Annotated in this window: 20 protein-coding genes; 17 read left to right on the top strand and 3 right to left on the bottom strand. The window is 62.2% G+C overall.

The genetic code is table 11. The features are described 5' to 3' along the window. Window positions 1-32 precede the first annotated feature (32 nt). From urtB to ureG, 17 genes are all read left to right on the top strand, one after another. Complete coding sequence (urtB, locus tag LJE98_RS06820) at window positions 33-1,637, top strand: urea ABC transporter permease subunit UrtB (RefSeq protein WP_229574412.1); 1,605 nt, start codon at window positions 33-35, stop codon at window positions 1,635-1,637. Further along, window positions 1,634-2,803 carry an urea ABC transporter permease subunit UrtC gene (urtC, locus tag LJE98_RS06815; protein ID WP_229574411.1) on the top strand — a complete coding sequence of 390 codons (1,170 nt, stop codon included), beginning with the start codon at window positions 1,634-1,636 and terminating at the stop codon, window positions 2,801-2,803. The genes urtB and urtC overlap by 4 nt, the downstream gene beginning before the upstream one ends. A 4-nt stretch (window positions 2,804-2,807) precedes the next feature. Continuing rightward, on the top strand, window positions 2,808-3,563 hold the full coding sequence (gene urtD, locus LJE98_RS06810; RefSeq protein WP_229574410.1) for an urea ABC transporter ATP-binding protein UrtD: 756 nt from the start codon (window positions 2,808-2,810) through the stop codon (window positions 3,561-3,563). A 97-nt stretch (window positions 3,564-3,660) separates the two neighbouring features. Continuing rightward, window positions 3,661-4,356 (top strand): urea ABC transporter ATP-binding subunit UrtE, encoded by a 696-nt coding sequence (gene urtE / locus LJE98_RS06805; RefSeq protein ID WP_229574409.1) that lies wholly within the window; start codon window positions 3,661-3,663, stop codon window positions 4,354-4,356. 97 nt (window positions 4,357-4,453) lie between these two features. After that, window positions 4,454-5,584 (top strand): alpha/beta hydrolase family esterase, encoded by a 1,131-nt coding sequence (locus LJE98_RS06800; RefSeq protein ID WP_229574408.1) that lies wholly within the window; start codon window positions 4,454-4,456, stop codon window positions 5,582-5,584. Then, the gene (locus LJE98_RS06795; RefSeq protein WP_229574407.1) at window positions 5,527-6,345 is read left to right on the top strand and encodes an urease accessory protein UreD; all 819 of its coding nucleotides are present in this window, start codon (window positions 5,527-5,529) and stop codon (window positions 6,343-6,345) included. The genes LJE98_RS06800 and LJE98_RS06795 overlap by 58 nt, the downstream gene beginning before the upstream one ends. A 22-nt stretch (window positions 6,346-6,367) precedes the next feature. Further along, window positions 6,368-6,670: an urease subunit gamma gene (locus LJE98_RS06790; protein WP_054148370.1), complete on the top strand. Its 303-nt coding sequence runs from the start codon at window positions 6,368-6,370 to the stop codon at window positions 6,668-6,670. A gap of 10 nt (window positions 6,671-6,680) precedes the next feature. Next, the gene (locus tag LJE98_RS06785; protein WP_229574406.1) at window positions 6,681-6,935 is read left to right on the top strand and encodes a DUF1272 domain-containing protein; all 255 of its coding nucleotides are present in this window, start codon (window positions 6,681-6,683) and stop codon (window positions 6,933-6,935) included. Window positions 6,936-6,955: 20 nt separating this feature from the next. Continuing rightward, window positions 6,956-7,261, top strand: coding sequence for an urease subunit beta (locus LJE98_RS06780; protein WP_229574405.1), 306 nt, complete (start codon window positions 6,956-6,958; stop codon window positions 7,259-7,261). Between the two features lie 24 nt (window positions 7,262-7,285). Continuing rightward, window positions 7,286-7,714, top strand: coding sequence for a lysozyme inhibitor LprI family protein (locus LJE98_RS06775; protein ID WP_229574404.1), 429 nt, complete (start codon window positions 7,286-7,288; stop codon window positions 7,712-7,714). A gap of 12 nt (window positions 7,715-7,726) precedes the next feature. After that, window positions 7,727-8,377, top strand: coding sequence for a Urease operon accessory protein (locus LJE98_RS06770; protein WP_229574403.1), 651 nt, complete (start codon window positions 7,727-7,729; stop codon window positions 8,375-8,377). A 4-nt stretch (window positions 8,378-8,381) separates the two neighbouring features. Further along, entirely contained in the window at window positions 8,382-10,094 is a 1,713-nt protein-coding gene (ureC, locus tag LJE98_RS06765) for an urease subunit alpha (protein ID WP_229574402.1), read from the top strand. A 189-nt stretch (window positions 10,095-10,283) separates the two neighbouring features. Beyond that, complete coding sequence (locus tag LJE98_RS06760) at window positions 10,284-10,958, top strand: TIGR02117 family protein (protein ID WP_229574401.1); 675 nt, start codon at window positions 10,284-10,286, stop codon at window positions 10,956-10,958. Between the two features lie 174 nt (window positions 10,959-11,132). Then, window positions 11,133-11,993 carry a GGDEF domain-containing protein gene (locus LJE98_RS06755; RefSeq protein WP_229574400.1) on the top strand — a complete coding sequence of 287 codons (861 nt, stop codon included), beginning with the start codon at window positions 11,133-11,135 and terminating at the stop codon, window positions 11,991-11,993. 65 nt (window positions 11,994-12,058) lie between these two features. Then, window positions 12,059-12,538 carry an urease accessory protein UreE gene (gene ureE, locus LJE98_RS06750; protein ID WP_229574399.1) on the top strand — a complete coding sequence of 160 codons (480 nt, stop codon included), beginning with the start codon at window positions 12,059-12,061 and terminating at the stop codon, window positions 12,536-12,538. Further along, complete coding sequence (locus LJE98_RS06745; RefSeq protein ID WP_229574398.1) at window positions 12,531-13,217, top strand: urease accessory protein UreF; 687 nt, start codon at window positions 12,531-12,533, stop codon at window positions 13,215-13,217. The genes ureE and LJE98_RS06745 overlap by 8 nt, the downstream gene beginning before the upstream one ends. 42 nt (window positions 13,218-13,259) lie before the next feature. Continuing rightward, on the top strand, window positions 13,260-13,871 hold the full coding sequence (gene ureG / locus LJE98_RS06740; RefSeq protein WP_229574943.1) for an urease accessory protein UreG: 612 nt from the start codon (window positions 13,260-13,262) through the stop codon (window positions 13,869-13,871). Window positions 13,872-13,900: 29 nt separating this feature from the next. Here the strand turns inward: ureG and LJE98_RS06735 are convergent, their stop codons facing one another. The 3 genes from LJE98_RS06735 to LJE98_RS06725 all read right to left on the bottom strand — a co-directional run bounded on the left by LJE98_RS06735 (window position 13,901) and on the right by LJE98_RS06725 (window position 19,383). After that, window positions 13,901-14,623, bottom strand: coding sequence for a Crp/Fnr family transcriptional regulator (locus LJE98_RS06735; protein ID WP_229574397.1), 723 nt, complete (start codon window positions 14,621-14,623; stop codon window positions 13,901-13,903). A gap of 231 nt (window positions 14,624-14,854) precedes the next feature. After that, on the bottom strand, window positions 14,855-18,184 hold the full coding sequence (locus LJE98_RS06730; protein ID WP_229574396.1) for an efflux RND transporter permease subunit: 3,330 nt from the start codon (window positions 18,182-18,184) through the stop codon (window positions 14,855-14,857). Between the two features lie 14 nt (window positions 18,185-18,198). Further along, complete coding sequence (locus LJE98_RS06725) at window positions 18,199-19,383, bottom strand: efflux RND transporter periplasmic adaptor subunit (protein ID WP_229574395.1); 1,185 nt, start codon at window positions 19,381-19,383, stop codon at window positions 18,199-18,201. Window positions 19,384-19,682: the final 299 nt, after the last annotated feature.

Genomic DNA, 19,682 nt, shown 5'->3' with positions numbered 1-19,682 from the left:
GCTCCGCTGCCAGCCATCCGGGGGACAAGAGAATGCTCATTCGTTTCATCACACTCACTTTGTTATTTTTCTCGCTTGCCGCGCCTTCGTTCGCGCAGAGCGAGCCGCGCGACCTCCTGAACGCACTCGGCAAGGCCAATTTCAAGCAGGCCGAAGAACTGCTCGGCCAGATCGCCGCAACGGGTGATCCGCGTGTCGTGCCGGCGCTCGAAGCCTTTGCCGAAGGTGATCTCTATCTCCGCAAGTCGGACAATCAGGTGGTCATTACCAAAGCCGCCGGCCGCAATCTTGCGGCCATCGATCCGCTGACGGGCGAGACGATCGCCGAGGAGGCGAAAGGCGCCTTCACCAAGATCAGGGTCAACAACAATCTCCGACGGGCAATCCGTTCCGCACTTGGCGGCCTGACGCTGCTCAGCCCCGAGCGCAACGTTCGGCTTGCTGCCGCGCAGGCCGTTCTACAGTCGCCGAGCGCCGAAAATCTCGATCTGGTCGAGACGGCCCTCGCCACCGAACAGGACCGGGAAGTCAAGGCGCGCATGGAAGAGGCGCGCGCCGTCTCGGTGCTCGCCTCCGATCGTTCAGTCGATGAGAAGCGTGCGGCGATCGATACTGTCGCCTCGCTTGGCGGACGGGAGGCCATCGGCATCCTAATGTCGGTGTCATCGACCATCGACGAAAGCCTCACACCCGATCTCGACTCGGCAATTGCCAAAATCGAGAGCAGCCTCCTGTTCTGGGACATGGGCCAGAATGTCTGGTACGGCATCTCTCTGGGCTCCGTGCTTTTGCTCGCGGCCATCGGCCTTGCCATCACCTTCGGCGTGATGGGCATCATCAACATGGCGCATGGCGAGATGGTGATGATCGGGGCCTACTCCACCTTCATGGTGCAGCAGGTCATCCGTACCGGCTATCCTGAGCTCTTCGACTGGTCGCTCGCGATCGCGCTTCCCGTTGCCTTCCTGGTGACGGCGGCGATCGGGCTGGTCATCGAGCGCGGCGTGATCCGCTTCCTCTATGGCCGGCCGCTGGAAACGCTGCTCGCCACCTGGGGCATTTCGCTCATCCTGCAGCAAACCGTGCGCACGATCTTCGGCCCGACCAACCAGGAAGTCGGCAACCCGTCCTGGATGTCCGGCTCGTTTGCGCTGGGTGGTCTGACGATCACCTGGAACCGCATGTGGATCGTGCTCTTTTCGCTCACCATCTTCTTTGCGCTTCTGGCACTGATGAAGCGCTCCGCCTTCGGCCTGCAGATGCGAGCCGTCACCCAGAACCGTCGCATGGCGTCCTCCATGGGCATCCGCACACCCTGGGTCGATGCCTTCACCTTTGCGCTCGGCTCGGGCATTGCCGGCATTGCCGGTGTGGCGCTCAGCCAGATCGACAATGTCTCGCCCAATCTCGGTCAGTCCTACATCATCGACAGTTTCATGGTCGTGGTCTTCGGGGGCGTCGGCAATCTCTGGGGCACGCTGGTCGGCGCCTTGTCGCTGGGCATTCTCAACAAGTTCCTTGAACCCTCGGTCGGCGCCGTGCTCGGCAAGATCCTCGTGCTCGTGCTGATCATTCTCTTCATCCAGAAACGACCGCGCGGCCTGTTCGCGCTCAAGGGAAGGGCGGTGGAAGCATGATTACCGGCTTCATCCTGCGTGCACTCGAAGGCAAGATCCTCATTGCCGCCGGCATTCTCGTAGCCTTTGCGCTGCTCATTCCGGCCCTCAACCTGCTGATGCCGCCTGACAGCGCCCTGCATGTGCCGACCTACATCATGTCGCTGCTCGGCAAATATCTCTGCTATGCGCTTCTGGCGCTCGCGCTCGACCTCGTCTGGGGTTATTGCGGGATCCTGTCGCTCGGCCACGGCGCCTTCTTCGCGCTCGGCGGCTATGCCATGGGCATGTATCTGATGCGGCAGATCGGCAGCCGCGGCGTGTATGGCGATCCCATCCTGCCCGATTTCATGGTCTTCCTGAACTGGAAGGAACTGCCCTGGTTCTGGTACGGCATGGACATGTTCCCGGTTGCCATGGCGATGGTGCTGATCGTTCCCGGTCTGCTCGCCTTCGTCTTCGGCTGGTTTGCCTTCCGCTCGAGAGTGAACGGCGTCTATCTCTCGATCATCACCCAGGCGATGACCTATGCGCTGATGCTCGCCTTCTTCCGCAACGACATGGGTTTCGGCGGCAATAATGGCCTGACCGACTACAAAGAAATCCTCGGCTTTTCCGTCCAGGCGGACGGGACGCGTGCGGTGCTCTTTGCGCTCTCGGCAATCTTCCTGGCGCTTTGCCTAGTCATTGCCTCCGGCATAACCCGGTCAAAATTCGGCAAGGTGCTGGTCGGTGTGCGCGATGCGGAAAGCCGCGTACGCTTTCTCGGGTATCGTGTCGAGAACATCAAGCTCTTCACCTTTGTCGTTTCCGCAATGATGGCGGGCATTGCCGGTGCGCTCTTCGTGCCTCAGGTCGGTATCATCAACCCCGGTGAATTCGCCCCCGCCAATTCGATCGAAGTGGTCGTCTGGACGGCCGTCGGCGGTCGCGGCACGCTGATCGGGCCAATCATCGGTGCCATCCTCGTCAATGTCGGAAAGAGCTACTTTACCGGCGCCTTCCCTGATCTCTGGCTGTTTGCACTGGGTGGTCTCTTCATCTTCGTCACGCTCTTCCTGCCGAAGGGCATTGTCGGAACGGTTCAGGCCAGCCTTGCGAAACGCAAGGATTATGCCCGCGAGGCGGACAAGGACGCGGCCAATGGCGACGTGAAACCCCAACCGGCCCCCGTGGCTGCGGAGTGAGACCATGAGCGACAAGACAACGTCCAGCCTGCTCTATCTCAACGGTGTCTCCGTCTCGTTTGACGGTTTCAAGGCGCTGAATTCGCTCTCGTTCATCGTCGAGCCTGGCGAGCTCAGGGCGATCATCGGCCCGAATGGCGCCGGCAAGACGACGATGATGGACATCATCACCGGCAAGACCCGGCCCGACAGTGGCGAGGTCTTTTTCGACGGAGGAAAGATCGACCTGACCAGTCGGGACGAGGCGGAGATCGCCCAGCTCGGGATCGGCCGCAAGTTCCAGAAGCCGACCGTCTTCGACAGCCATACGGTCTGGGACAATCTCGAACTGGCGCTCAACCGCAAGCGCGGCGTGTTCGCAACGCTGTTTTACCGCCTGACGGCGCAGGACAAGGCGCGCATCGAGGAAATTCTGGAGACAGTGCGCCTGACCCATCGCAAGGACGAGCTCGCTGCCAACCTTTCCCATGGCCAGAAGCAGTGGCTGGAGATCGGCATGTTGCTCGCCCAAGAGCCGAAGCTTCTCCTGGTCGACGAGCCGGTGGCGGGCATGACGGATGCCGAGACGGCGGAAACGGCCATTCTCCTCAAGGAAATCGCGAAAACCCGCTCCGTCGTCGTGGTCGAACACGACATGGGCTTCATCCGCGATCTCGGCGTCAAGGTGACGTGCCTGGCGGAAGGCTCGGTGCTGGCGGAAGGTTCGATCGATTACGTCTCGAATGACCAGAAGGTCATCGAGAACTATTTGGGGCGGTGACGATGGGCGCAGTTCCAGGCTTACGCCTCTCGGCCCTGCCGGGCCTCTCCCACACAGGGGGTGACCCCTTGCACCAACCAAGCGAGGATCCCGCATCATGCTGACAGTCGAAAACGTCAATCTGCACTACGGCGCCGCACAGGCTCTCAGGGGTGTGTCGATCAATGCCGAGATGGGCAAGATCACCTGCGTGCTCGGCCGTAACGGGGTCGGCAAGTCGTCGCTGTTGCGCGCCATCACAGGCCAGCATGCCGTGACGGCCGGGACGATCAGCTTCAACGGCGAAAAGCTCAACGGCATGGCGCCTTTCAACCGGGCGCGCACGGGTGTGGGTTACGTGCCGCAGGGCCGGGAAATCTTTCCGCTTCTGACCGTCAAGGAAAACCTCGAAACCGGCTATGCTCCGCTCGAGCGCAAGGACCGCTTTATCCCGGATGATATCTTTGCTCTCTTCCCGGTGCTGGACACGATGCTGTCGCGGCGTGGTGGGGACTTGTCCGGTGGGCAGCAGCAGCAGCTCGCGATCGGGCGGGCCATGGTGACGCGGCCGAAGATCCTGGTGCTCGACGAACCGACCGAGGGCATCCAGCCATCCATCATCAAGGATATCGGTCGGGCGATCCGCTATCTGCGCGATACGACCGGCATGGCGATCCTGCTCGTCGAGCAATATCTCGATTTCTGCCGGGAGCTGGCCGACCATGTTTACATCATGGATCGCGGCGAGATCGTGCATCAGGGGGCGGCCGAAACGCTCGATACGCCGGAGGCGCGGCGTCACCTGACCGTATGATTTTGCAAGACAGGGTTGATGATTTATTAGCGAAGTCGGGTTGATGCTGGGGACACGCGTGGTGTTGAACGCGCATCTGCGAACAGAAGGCACATCCATGACAACCAGCACGGTTTTCCCACACGTGCGGGCACGCGGTATATTGCGCGTGGTCGCGGGGCTTTTTCTCTTGGGAGTCTCCAGCGTTGCCGCCCATGCGGCAGGCTGCGGAGAGCCGATCGAGCCCGGCCAGCATAGGCTGACGTTCCAGTCCGGAGGCGTCGAACGCGAGGCGATCTATGTCATTCCCTCAAATTACTCAGGGAAGAAGAAGGTTCCGCTGGTCCTCGATTTCCACGGTTCGAACAGCAATCCGGCGGTTCAGATCGGTCGCAGCCACTGGAACGAGGTTGCCGAGCGCGAGGGCTTCGTGGTCATGGCGCTCGCCGGAAGTCTGAAGGGCGAATTGCCCAATACGCATGCCTGGAACGTGCCCGGTGTTACCGCAGGTCAGGGAGCAGATGAATCCGCCGCTATCCGTCAGCTTCTGAAGCTTGCGAAGGAAACGCTCTGCATCGACGGCACGAAGGTCTATGCTTCCGGCTATTCCGGTGGCGGACGGATGCTGTCTCAGTATATCTGCAACGGCTTTGGCGACTTTGCCGCGGCTGGCTTCGTCATGGGGCTTCGTGCCGGCACGCCGGTGGAGGAAAACGGCGTTTGGCAGCCGCGTCGCGAAAGCTGCCAGCCTAGCCGGCCCGTATCGATCATTGCCTTCTCGGGCAGGAAGGATCACGTCAATCCGTTCGAGGGCGGTGGACGGGCCTATTGGCGTTATGGCGGCGAAGTGGCGCTCAACCGCTGGGCGGAACTGAATGGCTGCGCGACGCGGGCATCCCTCGAGGCGGGCGAGAACGCTGACGTATCGACCCATACCGATTGCCGCGCGGGCACCAGCGTCGTCTCCTATGTGATCGCGAGTGCCGATCATGCCTGGCCCGCCCGGACGATCCGGTTCCAGCTTGCCTCCAGCAAAGACGACAAGGCGATCCGCGAGGTTGATGCGACCGATAGAATGTGGGAGTTCTTCAAGGCGTCGGGCGGCGAAATGATTGCGACGGTCGCGATCGATGCTGCCTGCGCCGACACACAGAAAACCGCCGCGATCAGCGATGGCGGGCAGGGGGCAAGGTGCACGCGAACCAGCAAACCAGACAGCAACGTGCCGTTGGTGTCGGACGACTTGTAACCAAGTCGCTCGGTGGGCGCACGCGCATCGCCGAGCTCTATCAGGAAGGGGCGGCGAAGATCCGCCTCCCCGAGACCTTCAGCGACGAACTGGAGGCTGTCATCATCAACACCGCCGGCGGCATTACCGGCGGTGACCAGTTCGACTGGAATTTCAGGGCGGGTCCCGGTTGTTTTCTCACCGCGACGACGCAGGCCTGCGAGAAGATCTACAAGGCATCTGCCGGCACTGGCCAGATTACCACCCGTATCGAGGTGGGCCCGGGCGCCAAAATGCACTGGCTGCCACAGGAAAGCATCCTCTTCGACAATGCATCTCTCACCCGCCGACTGGACGTCGATCTTGCCGAAGACGCCGAGTTCCTCGCCGTCGAGGCGATCCTGCTCGGTCGCAAGGCCATGGGCGAGGCGATGAGCCGGGGTCTTGTACGCGACCGCTGGCGGATCCGGCGTGACGGACAATTGCTGCATGCCGAAGACCTCAAGCTGGAGGGAGATGTCGCTGGCCTCGTGGCGGCGCCCGCCGTCCTTGCCGGTCGCGTCGCCTTTGCCACGCTCATCCTTGTCAGCCCGCGCGCCGAAGCGCTGATCCGCCCAATCCGTGAGCAGATCGGTGAAGAAATGGGCGGCGTAAGTCATTGGCAAGGCAAGCTTGTTGCCCGTGTCTCGGCCAGCGACGGATTTGCCTTGAGAAAAATACTTCTACCCATCATTTCAGCCTTGCGCGGGGGCGCTTCTGTGCCAAAAGTCTGGAACCTCTGACGATCACGCTATTGGAGCACGCATGAATCTGACGCCGCGGGAAAAGGACAAACTGCTGATCGCCATGGCCGCCATGGTGGCCCGTCGCCGGCTGGAGCGGGGCGTGAAGCTCAACTATCCGGAAGCGATCGCGCTGATCACCGATTTCGTCGTCGAAGGCGCGCGTGACGGCCGCATGGTGGCCGATCTAATGGAAGCCGGCGCGCATGTCATCACCCGGGACCAGGTGATGGAGGGCATTGCCGAGATGATCCACGATGTGCAGATCGAAGCGACTTTTCCTGACGGGACGAAGCTCGTGACCGTGCACGAACCTATTCGTTGAGGAGTTGATCATGGCGCTTGAACTGAGGCCGAACTGCGAATGCTGCGACCGGGATCTGCCGCCGGAGAGCCTGGCGATGATCTGCAGTTTCGAATGCACCTTCTGCGCCGACTGCGCCTCGACCACGCTTGCCGGCATCTGCCCGAACTGCGGCGGTGAACTGGTGCGCCGGCCGATCCGTCCTGCGGCCAAGCTCGCCAAGAACCCGGCCTCGACCAAACGCATCCTCAAAGCCGAGGGCTGCCAGCCCTCGCGTGCTGCCTGAACCTGCTGAAGGAGAGATCGATGATCCCCGGGGAAATCATTGCCGCGCCAGGCGAAATCGAACTGAATGCCGGCCATCCGACCGAGACGATCGAAGTCTCCAACAGCGGCGATCGTCCGGTGCAGGTCGGCAGCCACTACCACTTCTTTGAGACCAATGCCGGGCTGATCTTCGAACGCGACAAGGCGCGCGGCATGCGGCTCGACATTCCCGCTGGGACGGCCGTTCGCTTCGAGCCGGGGCAGACGCGGCAGGTGACGCTGATCCCGCTCTCGGGCAAGCGCGAAGTCTACGGATTCCGCCAGCAGGTCATGGGCAGCCTGTAACATGCAGGAGGTGGGAGGCCGATCATGGTGCGGGCGATGAACTGGGGCGTGATCCTCGTGCTGTGCGGTTGCGTATTGCTGCAAGACGCGCCGGCCTCAGGCGAGGACGTGCGGGACGTCGATTGCAACAATGCCATGACCCAGGTCGACATGAACCAATGCGCGGCCGAGGACTATCGACACGCCGATGCCGCGATGAATGCCCAATGGGCCGAAACACGCGCCGCCATGCTCGCATGGGACAAGGCGTCGCCACCTTCGGACCAGAACGGTGCTGCCAAGCGGCTTCTTGTTTCGCAACGCGCCTGGCTCGCCTATCGCGATGCGGCCTGCGATGTCGAAGGTTACTCGGTCCAGGGTGGTTCGATGCAGCCTTTGACGATTTCGTCCTGCCTTGCGGAGCTGACCACGCGCCGTACGGAAGAACTGAAATCGCTGGTCGGGCTCTATTGAGGGTGTGAGGCGATGGCTCGGGCTAGACAGATCATGATTGTGGGCAATGGTGCGGTGGATGAGGGGGCAGGTCCCCTGATCGACACGGCCGACATGGTCATCCGCTTCAATGGCAGCCGCAATTTTGGCGCCGCCGGCCGCAAGACCGATGTGATCGCCGTCTGCAATACGGGACGCCCGGGTGCTGGCATGCTCGCCGATGCCGCCTGGCGCGACAGCGAGGCTGTCGGCCGCGCGGCCGCGATCTGGTCGGTGCGCGATCCCGACCTGTTTGCCGCCCTGAAGCCGGATCTCGCAATCAGCCATCCGAAACTGGATGACTTCTGCGACGATTACACCGATGGCTTTGATGCGTTTGCGACGGCAAACGGCAAGCAACACCGGATCATCCACCGCTCGGTGCATGAAGCACTCGAAGAAACTCTCTTCGGGCTTGGTGCGGAACCCTATGTCGTGCCGTCCAGCGGCATGGTCGTGATCCAGGCGCTGTTGTCCGATCCCCGGCATGCCAGCGACACGATCATCCTCGCCGGTTTCGGCCATAGTGGCTGGGACGGCCATCCCTTCGAAGCCGAGCGCCGATTGGTCGATCAGCTCATTGCCAGCGGCCGCGTGATGCGGTTGCAACCCCTCTTCGCTTCCTCCCTAAGCCAAGGAACCTGATGCCATGTCCTTCAAGATGTCCCGCGCCGCCTATGCTTCGATGTTCGGTCCGACCACGGGCGACAAGGTGCGTCTTGCCGATACGGAACTGTTCATCGAGGTGGAGAAGGATTTCACCACCTATGGCGAAGAGGTGAAGTTCGGCGGCGGCAAGGTCATCCGCGACGGCATGGGGCAGAGCCAGGTGACGCGTGCGAATGGCGCCGTCGACACTGTGATCACCAATGCGCTGATCCTCGATCACTGGGGCATCGTGAAGGCCGACATCGGTCTCAAGGACGGCCGTATCGTCGCGATCGGCAAGGCCGGCAATCCGGATACCCAGCCCAACGTCAACATCATTGTCGGCCCCGGCACTGAAGCGATTGCAGGCGAAGGCAAGATCATCACCGCTGGCGGCATGGACGCGCATATCCACTTCATCTGCCCGCAGCAGATCGAGGAAGCGCTGATGTCGGGCCTCACCTGCATGCTCGGCGGCGGCACGGGTCCGGCGCATGGCACGCTTGCGACCACCTGTACGCCGGGTCCCTGGCACCTGGCACGGATGATCGAGGCGGCCGATGCCTTCCCGATGAACCTTGCGTTTGCCGGCAAGGGCAATGCCTCGCTGCCCGGCGCACTCGAGGAAATGGTGCTGGGCGGCGCCACCTCGCTCAAGCTGCACGAAGACTGGGGCACGACGCCCGGTGCCATCGATTGCTGCCTGTCCGTTGCCGACCAATTCGACGTGCAGGTGATGATCCATACGGATACGCTCAACGAGTCAGGCTTCGTCGAGGACACCGTCAATGCCATTCGCGGCCGCACCATCCATGCCTTCCACACGGAAGGGGCAGGCGGCGGTCATGCGCCCGACATCATCAAGATCTGCGGCCAGATGAATGTCATCCCGTCGTCGACCAATCCGACGCGACCCTACACGGTCAACACCATCGCGGAGCATCTCGACATGCTGATGGTGTGCCACCACCTTTCGTCTTCGATCCCGGAAGACATCGCCTTTGCCGAAAGCCGCATCCGCAAGGAGACGATTGCGGCGGAAGACATCCTGCACGACATCGGTGCCTTCTCGATCATCTCGTCCGACAGCCAGGCCATGGGCCGCGTCGGCGAAGTCATCATTCGCACATGGCAGACGGCCGACAAGATGAAGCGTCAGCGCGGCGCCCTGCCGTCTGAGACCGGAGACAACGACAACATGCGCGCCAAGCGCTACGTGGCGAAGTACACGATCAACCCGGCGATCGCCCATGGGATGAGCCACGAGATCGGCTCGGTCGAAGTCGGCAAGCGCGCCGATCTGGTGATCTGGAACCCGGCCTTCTTCGGCGTCAAGCCGGACATGATCCTGATGGGGGGCATGATTGCGGCAGCACCTATGGGGGATCCGAATGCCTCGATCCCGACACCGCAACCGGTGCATTACCGTCCGATGTTTGGCGCCTATGGCAAGGCGCGCACGAATTCATCCGTCACCTTCGTCAGCCAGGCTGCCATAGACGGCGGTCTCGGCAATCGCCTCGGTGTCGCCAAGCAGCTCGTGGCCGTCAAGAACACGCGCGGCGGCATTTCCAAGAAGTCGATGATCCACAACGACTTGACGCCGCATGTGGAAGTGGATCCGGAAACCTATGAAGTGCGCGCCGATGGCGAGCTGCTGACCTGCGAGCCGGCTACCAAGCTGCCGATGGCGCAGCGCTATTTCCTGTTCTGACGACAGGCAGCGCGCGTCCGATGCGCGCTTGATCTCTCCATCGTTGCGGTCATCGTTTGCGGGTGTATCCTCGGCAGTGCGGGGATGGAGACATGCCGTGGCCGAACACGGTCCGCGCCGGGACCGGTTGGCTGACGCGGTACGCAGGATGGAGAATCGGCTCGAACTTGTGGATTGAACCGAACCGAGATGAAGCATTTTATGAAGGGGCTGGCTTACACCCTGGGTGTGGTGACCATCCTGATCGTGCTGGGCACGGCCGTTCCGCGTCCCTTGACACCAGCTGCTGCGGCAGCGGCCGGTGACGGCCGTGAGATCCTGCTTCTGGCCAATCCGATCCATACAGACATCGCCCTGCCTGTGGATGACGAGGTGCGCGCCGCGTTTGCCGATCTCATCCCGGCCGGTTTGCCGGTCGACATGCCCGGTGTCGACTATCTCGTCTTTGGCTGGGGTGGTCGGTCGTTCTACATCGAGACGCCGAGCTGGGGTGACATCCGGCCGCTGCCGGTTCTGCGAGCACTGACCGTTGATCGTTCGGTGATGCATGTCTCGGTCGCAGGGCCAATCGATCTGTCTCACCCGACGGTTCGTCTCCTTGCCACCACAGTTGAGGGGCGCAGCCGGATGATCGCCGCGATCCGTGCAAGCTTCGTGCGAGAGGGCGATGCACCCACTGTCATCTCTGGCGCGTCCTACGGCCCTGACGACTCCTTTTTCGAGGCGAATAGGGCGTTCAATGCCTTCCTCGGCTGCAACACCTGGACCGCAGCCATGCTTCGCGCCGGCGGCGTTCGAACCGGTTGGTGGACGCCACTGCCGCAATTGCTGGACCTGTCGATCGATCTGCATCAGGGCGCCTGACGGGCTCGCGGGACGGCCGGGATGGAGCAGGCAACCTCCACGCTCGTGATGCCTCAGGCCATTTTAGGTCGGGTCGCATTCAAATGCCCGATCGCTCGCATTTGAAAGATTGCATTAAGATTTGTGGAAGTGTCCGGGCCTATCCCAGTGCTCATGTTCATGAGGGAGCATCCGGTGATTCGTGTCTGCAACTGGCTTTGGCAAAGGATTGATCCTGGTGGCTTCGAGGCCCCGGGCGCGGTCTGGCATTTCGCCCTTGCGGTCAGTTTCCGATCCGTCATCGCCACCAGCATTGCAGGCTTCGCTTCGCTGCCATTGCTCTATGGACTGCATGTTCTGACGCTGCCGCTCGAGCAGATGGCCAGGCTGGTCATTGCATTCTCCTGGCTGTTCGGCGGTGTTCTCTCTGGCGCATTGGCCTATGTTGCCGGAAACGTCATCCGGGATCTCGACCGTTCTCGCGCCGAATTCGAGCATCTCAGCCAGACGGATAGCCTGACCGGGCTTGCCAATCGGCGCGCGTTCAACGACGCACTCGCCACGTTCGATGTCGATGATGGCGACGCATCGCTTGCCATCATCGACATCGACCGGTTCAAACGCATCAATGACCGGTTCGGCCATCAGACAGGGGATGAGGTCATCCAGGCGATCGCCATCATTCTTGGCCGCGTGTTCGGTGACATGCCTCTCGTGGCCCGGCTGGGAGGCGAGGAATTCGGTGTCATCCTCATTGGCGGCGAGATCGAGCAGAGGCTCGCCATGCTGGAGCAGGTCCGCCAGATTGTGGCCGCCGACATCGGTGTATTCCACGACAAGGAACTGGCCGTGACGGTCTCGATCGGGGTTGCCGAATTCATATCCGGGCGGCGCGTGGAGGGGGTCTATGCCGCTGCCGACCGGGCTCTCTATCTCGCCAAGGGCTGCGGGCGCAACCGAGTGATCCATGAGCGGAACCTGCCCGTGGACGCGGCTCCGGTCATCGCGGCGGAAGACCTCACACGCAATTCCCGTGCGCCGCTGCCACGCGGCTGAAGAACCATCTTGCTGCTTGCCTCATTCCTGTGCATGGTTCAAAAAACAGCCATGTCGGAGTATTCATGCAGCGCGCGACGTCTTTCAAACCTGCCGGGTTCATCACGGATGCGCCCGAGGGGATTGTCGTTCTTCCCCATGACGGACGCCATCTGAGGCGCAAATTGCTGCATCTCGACAATGGCGAGATGGTCATGCTCGACCTCAAGGAGGCGGTGCTTTTCCACCATGGCGACAGGCTGCTTCTCGACGATGGGACCACGATCGAGATCCAGGCGGCCGAGGAGCGGTTGTTCGAGATCCGTGCGCGCGACACGCTTCATCTGATCGAGCTCGCCTGGCACCTGGGCAACCGGCATCTCGCCGCCCAGATCGAGACAGATCGTATCCTGATCCAGCGCGATCATGTCATCCGCGACATGCTTGCCGGATTGGGTGCCACGGTCAGCGAAATCATCGAGCCGTTCCAGCCGGTTCGTGGCGCCTATCACGCGCATGGCGGGCATGGACATTCTGGAGGTCACCACGAGACCGGCCATGGCTGAGCTGCATGCCGAAGAGCGGGCCGGCAGTCAGGGGCTGTTGCGGCTGATGGCCTGGCTTTCGCCAGCCTTTCCGGTCGGCGGCTTTTCCTATTCAGCGGGGCTGGAAAGCGCTGTTGTCGAAGAACATGTGCGCGATGGTGACGGGGTCGAGGCCTGGCTCGGGCTATTGCTTGCGCATGGCGGCCTGCGCAATGATGCGATCCTGCTTGCCGTGGCGCATCGTGTTCACCGTGAGGCCCAATCACTCGCAGAGATCGTCTCGCTCGCTACGGCGCTGGCCGGCTCTGCCGAACGGCATGCGGAAACCACCCGCCTCGGCGAGGCCTTCGTCAAGGCTGCTGCGGCCTGGCCGCATCCGGTGATCGATTCGCTTGCGGGGCCCGTGCCCTATGGTGTTGCGGTAGGCGCGATCGCTTCGGCGCATGGCGTGTCCAAGCTGGATGCCATCGCGGCCTTCCTGCATGCCCAGGTCTCGCAATATGTGTCGGTGGCAATCCGCCTTGGGGTCATCGGACAGACGCGCGGGCTTGCCATCCTCGCTGCCGCAGAGGCACCGATCCTTGATTCCGCCTTGGAAGTGAGCCGACTGGGGCTCGACGATCTCGGGTCGGCCACCATCGTCGCGGATACACTCAGCATGCGGCATGAGGTTCAGTATTCACGTCTCTTCCAGTCCTAGCCCATCTACTCCCTGAATGTGGGAGCCAACAGGATGAACATGATGAAATCGAAGAATGGTCCCCTCCGCGTCGGCATTGGCGGGCCGGTCGGATCCGGCAAGACAGCGCTGACGGAGAAACTCTGCAAGGCCATGCGCGACGACTATTCCATCGCCGTGGTCACCAATGACATCTATACCCGTGAGGACGCCGATGCGCTGATCCGCATGCAGGCTCTGACCTCTGATCGTGTCGTGGGGGTGGAGACGGGCGGCTGTCCGCACACGGCGATCCGCGAGGACGCCTCGATCAATCTGAAGGCGATTGCCGACCTCAACGCCCGGATCCCGGATCTCGACGTCGTCTTCATCGAGTCGGGCGGCGACAATCTCGCTGCAACCTTCTCGCCCGATCTTGCCGATATAACGCTCTATGTAATCTCGGTCTGCCAGGGCGAGGAGATCCCGCGCAAGGGTGGGCCGGGGATCACGCGGTCGGATCTGCTTGTCATCAACAAGACCGATCTCGCGCCGCATGTCGGCGTCGATCTCGAGGTCATGGAGCGGGATGCGGGGCGCATGCGCTCCGAACGCCCCTTTGTCTTCACCGATCTCAAGCGCGGCGCGGGCGTCGACCGGATCGTCAGCTTCCTGCAGCAGAGCGGGGGGCTCTGAGCCGAAGGCTGGCTCACGGCTTGCCGCGCTCAGATCTGCCGGAGGGCGTTGACGTCGCTGATCTGGATCGTGCGGCCGCGCACCGTCACACCGGCACGGCGCAGGCTCGAGAAGGCCCGTGACAATGCCTCTGGTGCCAGACCGAGCTTGCCGGCAAGCAGGCTCTTCTGGAAGGGCAGGCGGATGGACGCCGGTCCGCCGTCGGTTGCGCAATGGGTGAGGAGATAGTGTGCGACCCGCTGAGGCGCCGTTTGCAGGCGATCATTGGCGATGCAGTCCATCGTCGTGCGCAGATGATCCGACAGGCAGCGGATGATCGCCTTAGCGATGTCCTTCTCCTGTTCGGCGAGCGCGCGCACGCGCTGCAGGTCGAAGCGGGCAAGCGTCACGTTTTCTGCGGCCTGAGCATTGTACAAATACTTGTCGCCCATGGCGAGCAGGCATTCGGCAAAGGTGTCGCCGGGGCCACAAATGCGGATGTCGGCTTCGCGGCCATCCTTGTTGAGACGGTAGAGCCGGACATACCCGCTCAGGACGCTGTAGAAGCAGTCGGCGGGCTCGCCTTCGCGGAAGAGCACATCTCGCGCCTCGTAGTTGGAGATGTTTGCAATCTCCATCATCGAGGCCATGGCCACCGGGCCGAGTTGAGACAAGAACGACGTTCGCAGAAGCGTGTTCTTGTCGCGCGTGTTCAGTCTCAGGATCTTGTTCACGGTCGTCACGGCTCCCCATCCATAATGGCATTCGGGCATGCACCGCTGCGGTCGTCGCGCCGGCCCGCGGCCTGTCCGATAAGCGCTTCGCCTGCAGGTCCGGGTGATTGCGCCCTTTCCAATCCGGTCACGATATAGCGAGGTGGGGAAGTTCGGATTGATTTCGATCAATCGATCCGGTGGCAAATCAGGATTGCCTAAAGTGAGGTTCGGTATGTGAACGCAAGAGGCCGGGCACTAAGCCCGGCCTCTTGGTGTGATGGACCTATCTCACTCCGCAGCGAGTGGCGGCAGATTGATCACGTTGCCGTTGCCGCTGCCGTCGCTCTTGCGACTTGCGGGCTGGCTGCGCTCGACAGCCGCGACCCGCCTCTCCACCGCCTCCAGCGCCTGCACGTTCTTGCGGGTGAGGAAGGACAGGACTTCCGGCGTAAGCGGCTCTTCCTCTTCCTCCTTCTTGCCGACGAAGCGGCTGAAGACCCAGCCGAGCAGGCTGGAGAGGTCGTCGAGGATCAGGAAGAAGGCCGGAACGACGACAAGGCTGAGCACGGTCGAGACGATGATGCCGCCGATGACGGCAATCGCCATCGGGGCGCGGAACGAGCCGCCTTCGCCGACGCCCAGCGCCGAGGGCAGCATGCCGGCAGACATGGCGATCGAGGTCATGATGATCGGACGGGCGCGCTTGCGGCCGGCCTCCACCATGGCTTCGAGGCGATGCATGCCCTGGCGGCGCATCTCGATGGCGAAGTCCACCAGCAGAATGGCGTTCTTCGTCACGATCCCCATCAGCATCAGGATGCCGATCAAGACGGGCATGGATAGCGCGTTGTTGGTGATGATCAATGCGACCGCCACGCCGCCGATTGCAAGCGGCAGCGAGAAAAGGATGGTGAAGGGCTGGATCACGTCCTTGAAGAGCAGGATCAGCACAGTCAGCACCAGAAGCAGGCCGAGCAACATTGCGTTGAGGAAGCTCTGCTGCATCTCGGCCTGGATCTTGGCGTCACCGCTTTCGGCAAGGCGCACGCTTTCCGGGATCTCGGCCGTCGCCACCGTGTCGCGGAAGGCCGCGGTCGCCGTGTCGAGTGCTACGCCCTGCGGCAAGCCGGCACCGATCGAAACAACCCGGTTGCGATCGTTGCGCTTGATCGAGGAAACGCCTTCCGCATAGTCGATGTCGGCGACGCTTGCGAGCGGTACCGTGGCACCGCTTGAGGTGCGGATCTTCAGGTTGCGAATGGCCGCCAGATCGGTGCGGAAGTCCAGCGAAGCCTGAACTCGGATCGGGATCTGCCGGTTGTCGAGCGAGATCTTCGGCAGGGCCGCGTCGATATCGCCGATGGTTGCGACGCGGACGGTCTGTGCGATCTGCTGCGCCGTGATGCCAAGGCGGGCTGCCTCGTCGGCCCTTGGGCGGATCTGCAGTTCCGGTCGGGGCAGGGCGCCGTCGGCGCTGACATTGGCGAGTTCCGGCGCCTGGCGAAGCTTGGCTTCCAGAATGCCGACGGCCTGGTTCAGTTCCTCCTCGTTCTTGGAGAGGAAGTTGAAGGTGATGTCGCGTTCGCCGCGGTCGTTGAGCTTGATGACGCGGATATCGGCAATCGGGGCCAGTCTGGCGAAGACGTCTTCCTCGATATCCCACTGCGGACGCATACGGCCGTTTTCGGGCAGCTTTGGAAGGTAATCGCCGATCAGGGGCAATCCGCCAAGTCCATCGTTCACCAGCGTCTTGCTGAGCGAGTGTTCGATGCGGTCGAGGTTCATCGTCACGCTGGCGCGGCGCAGCTCCAGCTCGCCGCGCGGCGAAGAACCGCCGAGGATGAAGACGCTCGCGACATCGGGCACGTCCTTGATCGCCGCGTAGATCTCATCCGTCTTGCGCTCGGTTTCGTCGAGCGTCGCGTTGGGCGGCAGTTCGACCGACAGGACGATACGGCCAGCATCTTCCGGGGGAATGAAGCTGCCGGGAACGCCGGCGAGAAGGATGATGGAGCCGATCAGGAAGGCGATGGCCGCCGCCAGGGTGCCGAGGCGCGAATACCAGTGGCGCGTCGTGAAGCGCACGAGCCTCGTGTACATCTTCAGCGGCAGGCTGTCATTGTCGTGATGATCGTCCATCGCGTCTTCGGCCCGCATCAGATAGGCGGCCATCATCGGCGTGATGAGGCGCGCGACAAGCAGCGAGAAGAAGACGGAGAAGGCGACCGTCAAGCCGAACTGGATGAAATACTGGCCCGGAATGCCCGGCATGAAGGAAACGGGCACGAAGACCGCGATGATCGTGAAGGTCGTCGCGATGACGGCCAGCCCGATTTCGTCGGCCGCCTCGATCGCGGCGCGATAGGGCGTCTTGCCCATCTTGATGTGGCGGGCGATGTTTTCCACCTCGACGATCGCGTCGTCGACGAGAATACCGGTCGCCAGCGTGAGCGCCAGGAAGCTGACGAGATTCAGCGAAAAGCCCATCATGTCCATGACCCAGAAGGTGGGGATGGCGGAGAGCGGAAGCGCCACGGCAGAGATCAGCGTTGCGCGCCAGTTGCGCAGGAAGAGCAGGACCACGATGACGGCGAGGATCGCGCCCTCGACGAGGGTATGCATGGCAGCTTCGTAGTTGCCGTAGGTGAAGTAGACCGAATCGTCGATCATTTCGATCTGGACGTCGGGGTTCTCCGCACGCACCTGGGCTAGGCTCTCGGCGACCGTCTCTGCGACGGTGACTTCGCTCGCGCCCTTGGCGCGGAAGACGGCGAAGGAGACGACCGGCTTGCCATCGTGCCGGGCAAAGGACTTCTGTTCCTCATAGGTGTCGAAGACCCGTCCGAGGTCAGACAGCTTGACGAAGCGGCCACCGGGCAGGGCAATCGTGGTGTTGGCAAGGCTCTCGACATCACGATTGTCGCCGAGCGTACGGATCGACTGTTCCGCGCCCGCGACCTGGCCGCGACCGGAGCCGAGATCGATATTGGTGCCCTGCAACTGGCTCGAAATGTCCGAGGCCGTTACGCCCAGTGCATCGAGACGATTGGGATCGAGTTCGACGCGCACTTCGCGATCGGAGCCGCCGTAGCGATCGACCCGGCCAATGCCCGGCTGGCCCTGCAGGGCGCGCTTGACGGTGTCATCGACGAACCAGGACAGTTCGGCGAGATTCATGTTGGGAGAAGAGACCGCGAAGCTCTGGATCGCCTGTCCTTCGACATCGATCTTCGTGACGATCGGTTCGTCGACAGAGGCCGGCAGGTCGCCGCGGACCTGGTCGATCGCATCCTTGACGTCCTGGACAGCCTGTTCCGTCGGCACTTCCATGCGGAACATGACGAGCGTCTGGGACTTGCCGTCCGTCACGGTCGAGTTGATTTCGTCCACGCCGGTGATCGAGGCCACGGCGTCTTCGACTTCCTTCGTCACCTGGCTTTCGAGCTCAGCCGGGGAGGCGCCGCTCTGGCTGACGGTGATGGCGACCAGGGGGACGTCGATGTTCGGGAAACGCGTGATCGGCAGCGCGTTGAACGATTGGATCCCAACGACCATCAGAAGGAAGAAGGCCAGGATCGGCGCAATTGGATTGCGTATGGACCATGCAGAGAAATTCATGGCGTGCTCGCCTCTCAGTTGGAAACGCTGCTGGTTTCTTCGACGGGATTGATGCGGTCGCCGTCCCGGACGAAGACGCCGGCCTTGGCAACGACCTTGTCGCCTTCGTCCAGACCCTCGATCACCTGGATATAGGCGCCGTCCTGAATTCCGGTCTTGATCTCGACCATTTGTACGGTGCCGTCAGTGACCTTGCGGACGGTCGTCACACCCTGTTCCGTGGTGATGGCCGAAAGGGGCAGGGCGATGCCTGCAGCTTCCGTCACGGTGATCGCGGCGTTGCCATACATCCCGGCCCGGGCTGCAGCATCGTCATCGAGCGCGATGTGAACAGCACCCAGGCGGCTGACGGGGTCAACGATCGGGGAGACAAGGCGAACGGAGCCCGTCAGGGGCTCGGTGCTGCCGGCAATGGAAATCGCGGCCTTCTGCCCCGGCTTCAGACGCAGGATCTGGAGTTCGGGCACATCGGCCACCAGTTCGATCTGTCCGTCGCGGATGACGGTGAAGAGCGGCTGGCCAGCGCCCGTGGCGATGGCGCCGATCTGGGCATTGCGCACGGAGATCGTACCCGTCACCGGCGACTTGACGTCGGTTCGGGCGAGGCGAAGGTCGGTGTCTGCAATCTGGCTGTCGACCACCTTGATATCAGCTTCGGCCACCGTAATGGCCTGGCGGGCGGTTTCGGTGCGCGCCGTGGCACTGGCGAGTGCCGTTTCCGCCTGTTCCTTTTGTGAGGTGGAGACGGAACCGGAAGAGGCCAGGCGCGTTGCACGTTCAAACTGGCGCTCAGCCTCGTTCAGGCTCGCCTCGGCTTCCACCAGCTGTGCCTGGTACTGTGCGAGTGCGGCTTCCGCCTTCGCGCGGTTGGCAACGTATTGGCTGCGCTGGAGCAGAAGCGTGTCCTCGTTCAGCTTGGCGACGACGGCCTGGGCTTGAACGGTGTCGCCGACATCGGCATCCAGTGATTTGATCTGCAGTCCTTCGACCTGGGGCTGGATCTGGACTTCCTCTTCCGCCGCAATGGTGCCCGTGGCGACAATGCGGTCAACGAGGTCACGGTTAACTGCCGTGGTGACGATAATGGCGGGAAGGTTCTGAGCCGGTGCGGGAGAGGACTCCTGTGCCAATGCGACAGACGCCGACAAGGCCATGCTCGCGGCCATCAGTACGGCCTTCGTGCTCGTGCTTCGAAACATAACACCCTTCCCAAAGAATAATTTTCGCAATTTATGGCCTGATACGCCGTGGAGGCTGGGTCAGCTCATCGCCGTGGTCCGTTCAGACGGTAGCATCCTACATCACATTTGCGACATTTGAAGACTTGCGAGAGAGGTGGGGGATTGCAAAACCGCTTGCAAGAGGAGTCGCGCGCGAATCGCACGCGGGGCTTGTAAATTGTTCAATATAGAACGGTAGTGTTGCCGATTTGCCAGACCTGGTGCCGAACTATTGATCAGTATAACTTACAAAAAAGACACGGGGGTCACCCCCGTGT

Source organism: Rhizobium sp. 'Codium 1' (genome assembly GCF_020889605.1).
GTDB classification, from domain to species: Bacteria; Pseudomonadota; Alphaproteobacteria; order Rhizobiales; family Rhizobiaceae; genus Allorhizobium; species Allorhizobium algae.
The sequence above is the reverse complement of the archived record's forward strand: the minus strand, read 5'-3'. Positions and strand labels throughout refer to the sequence as shown.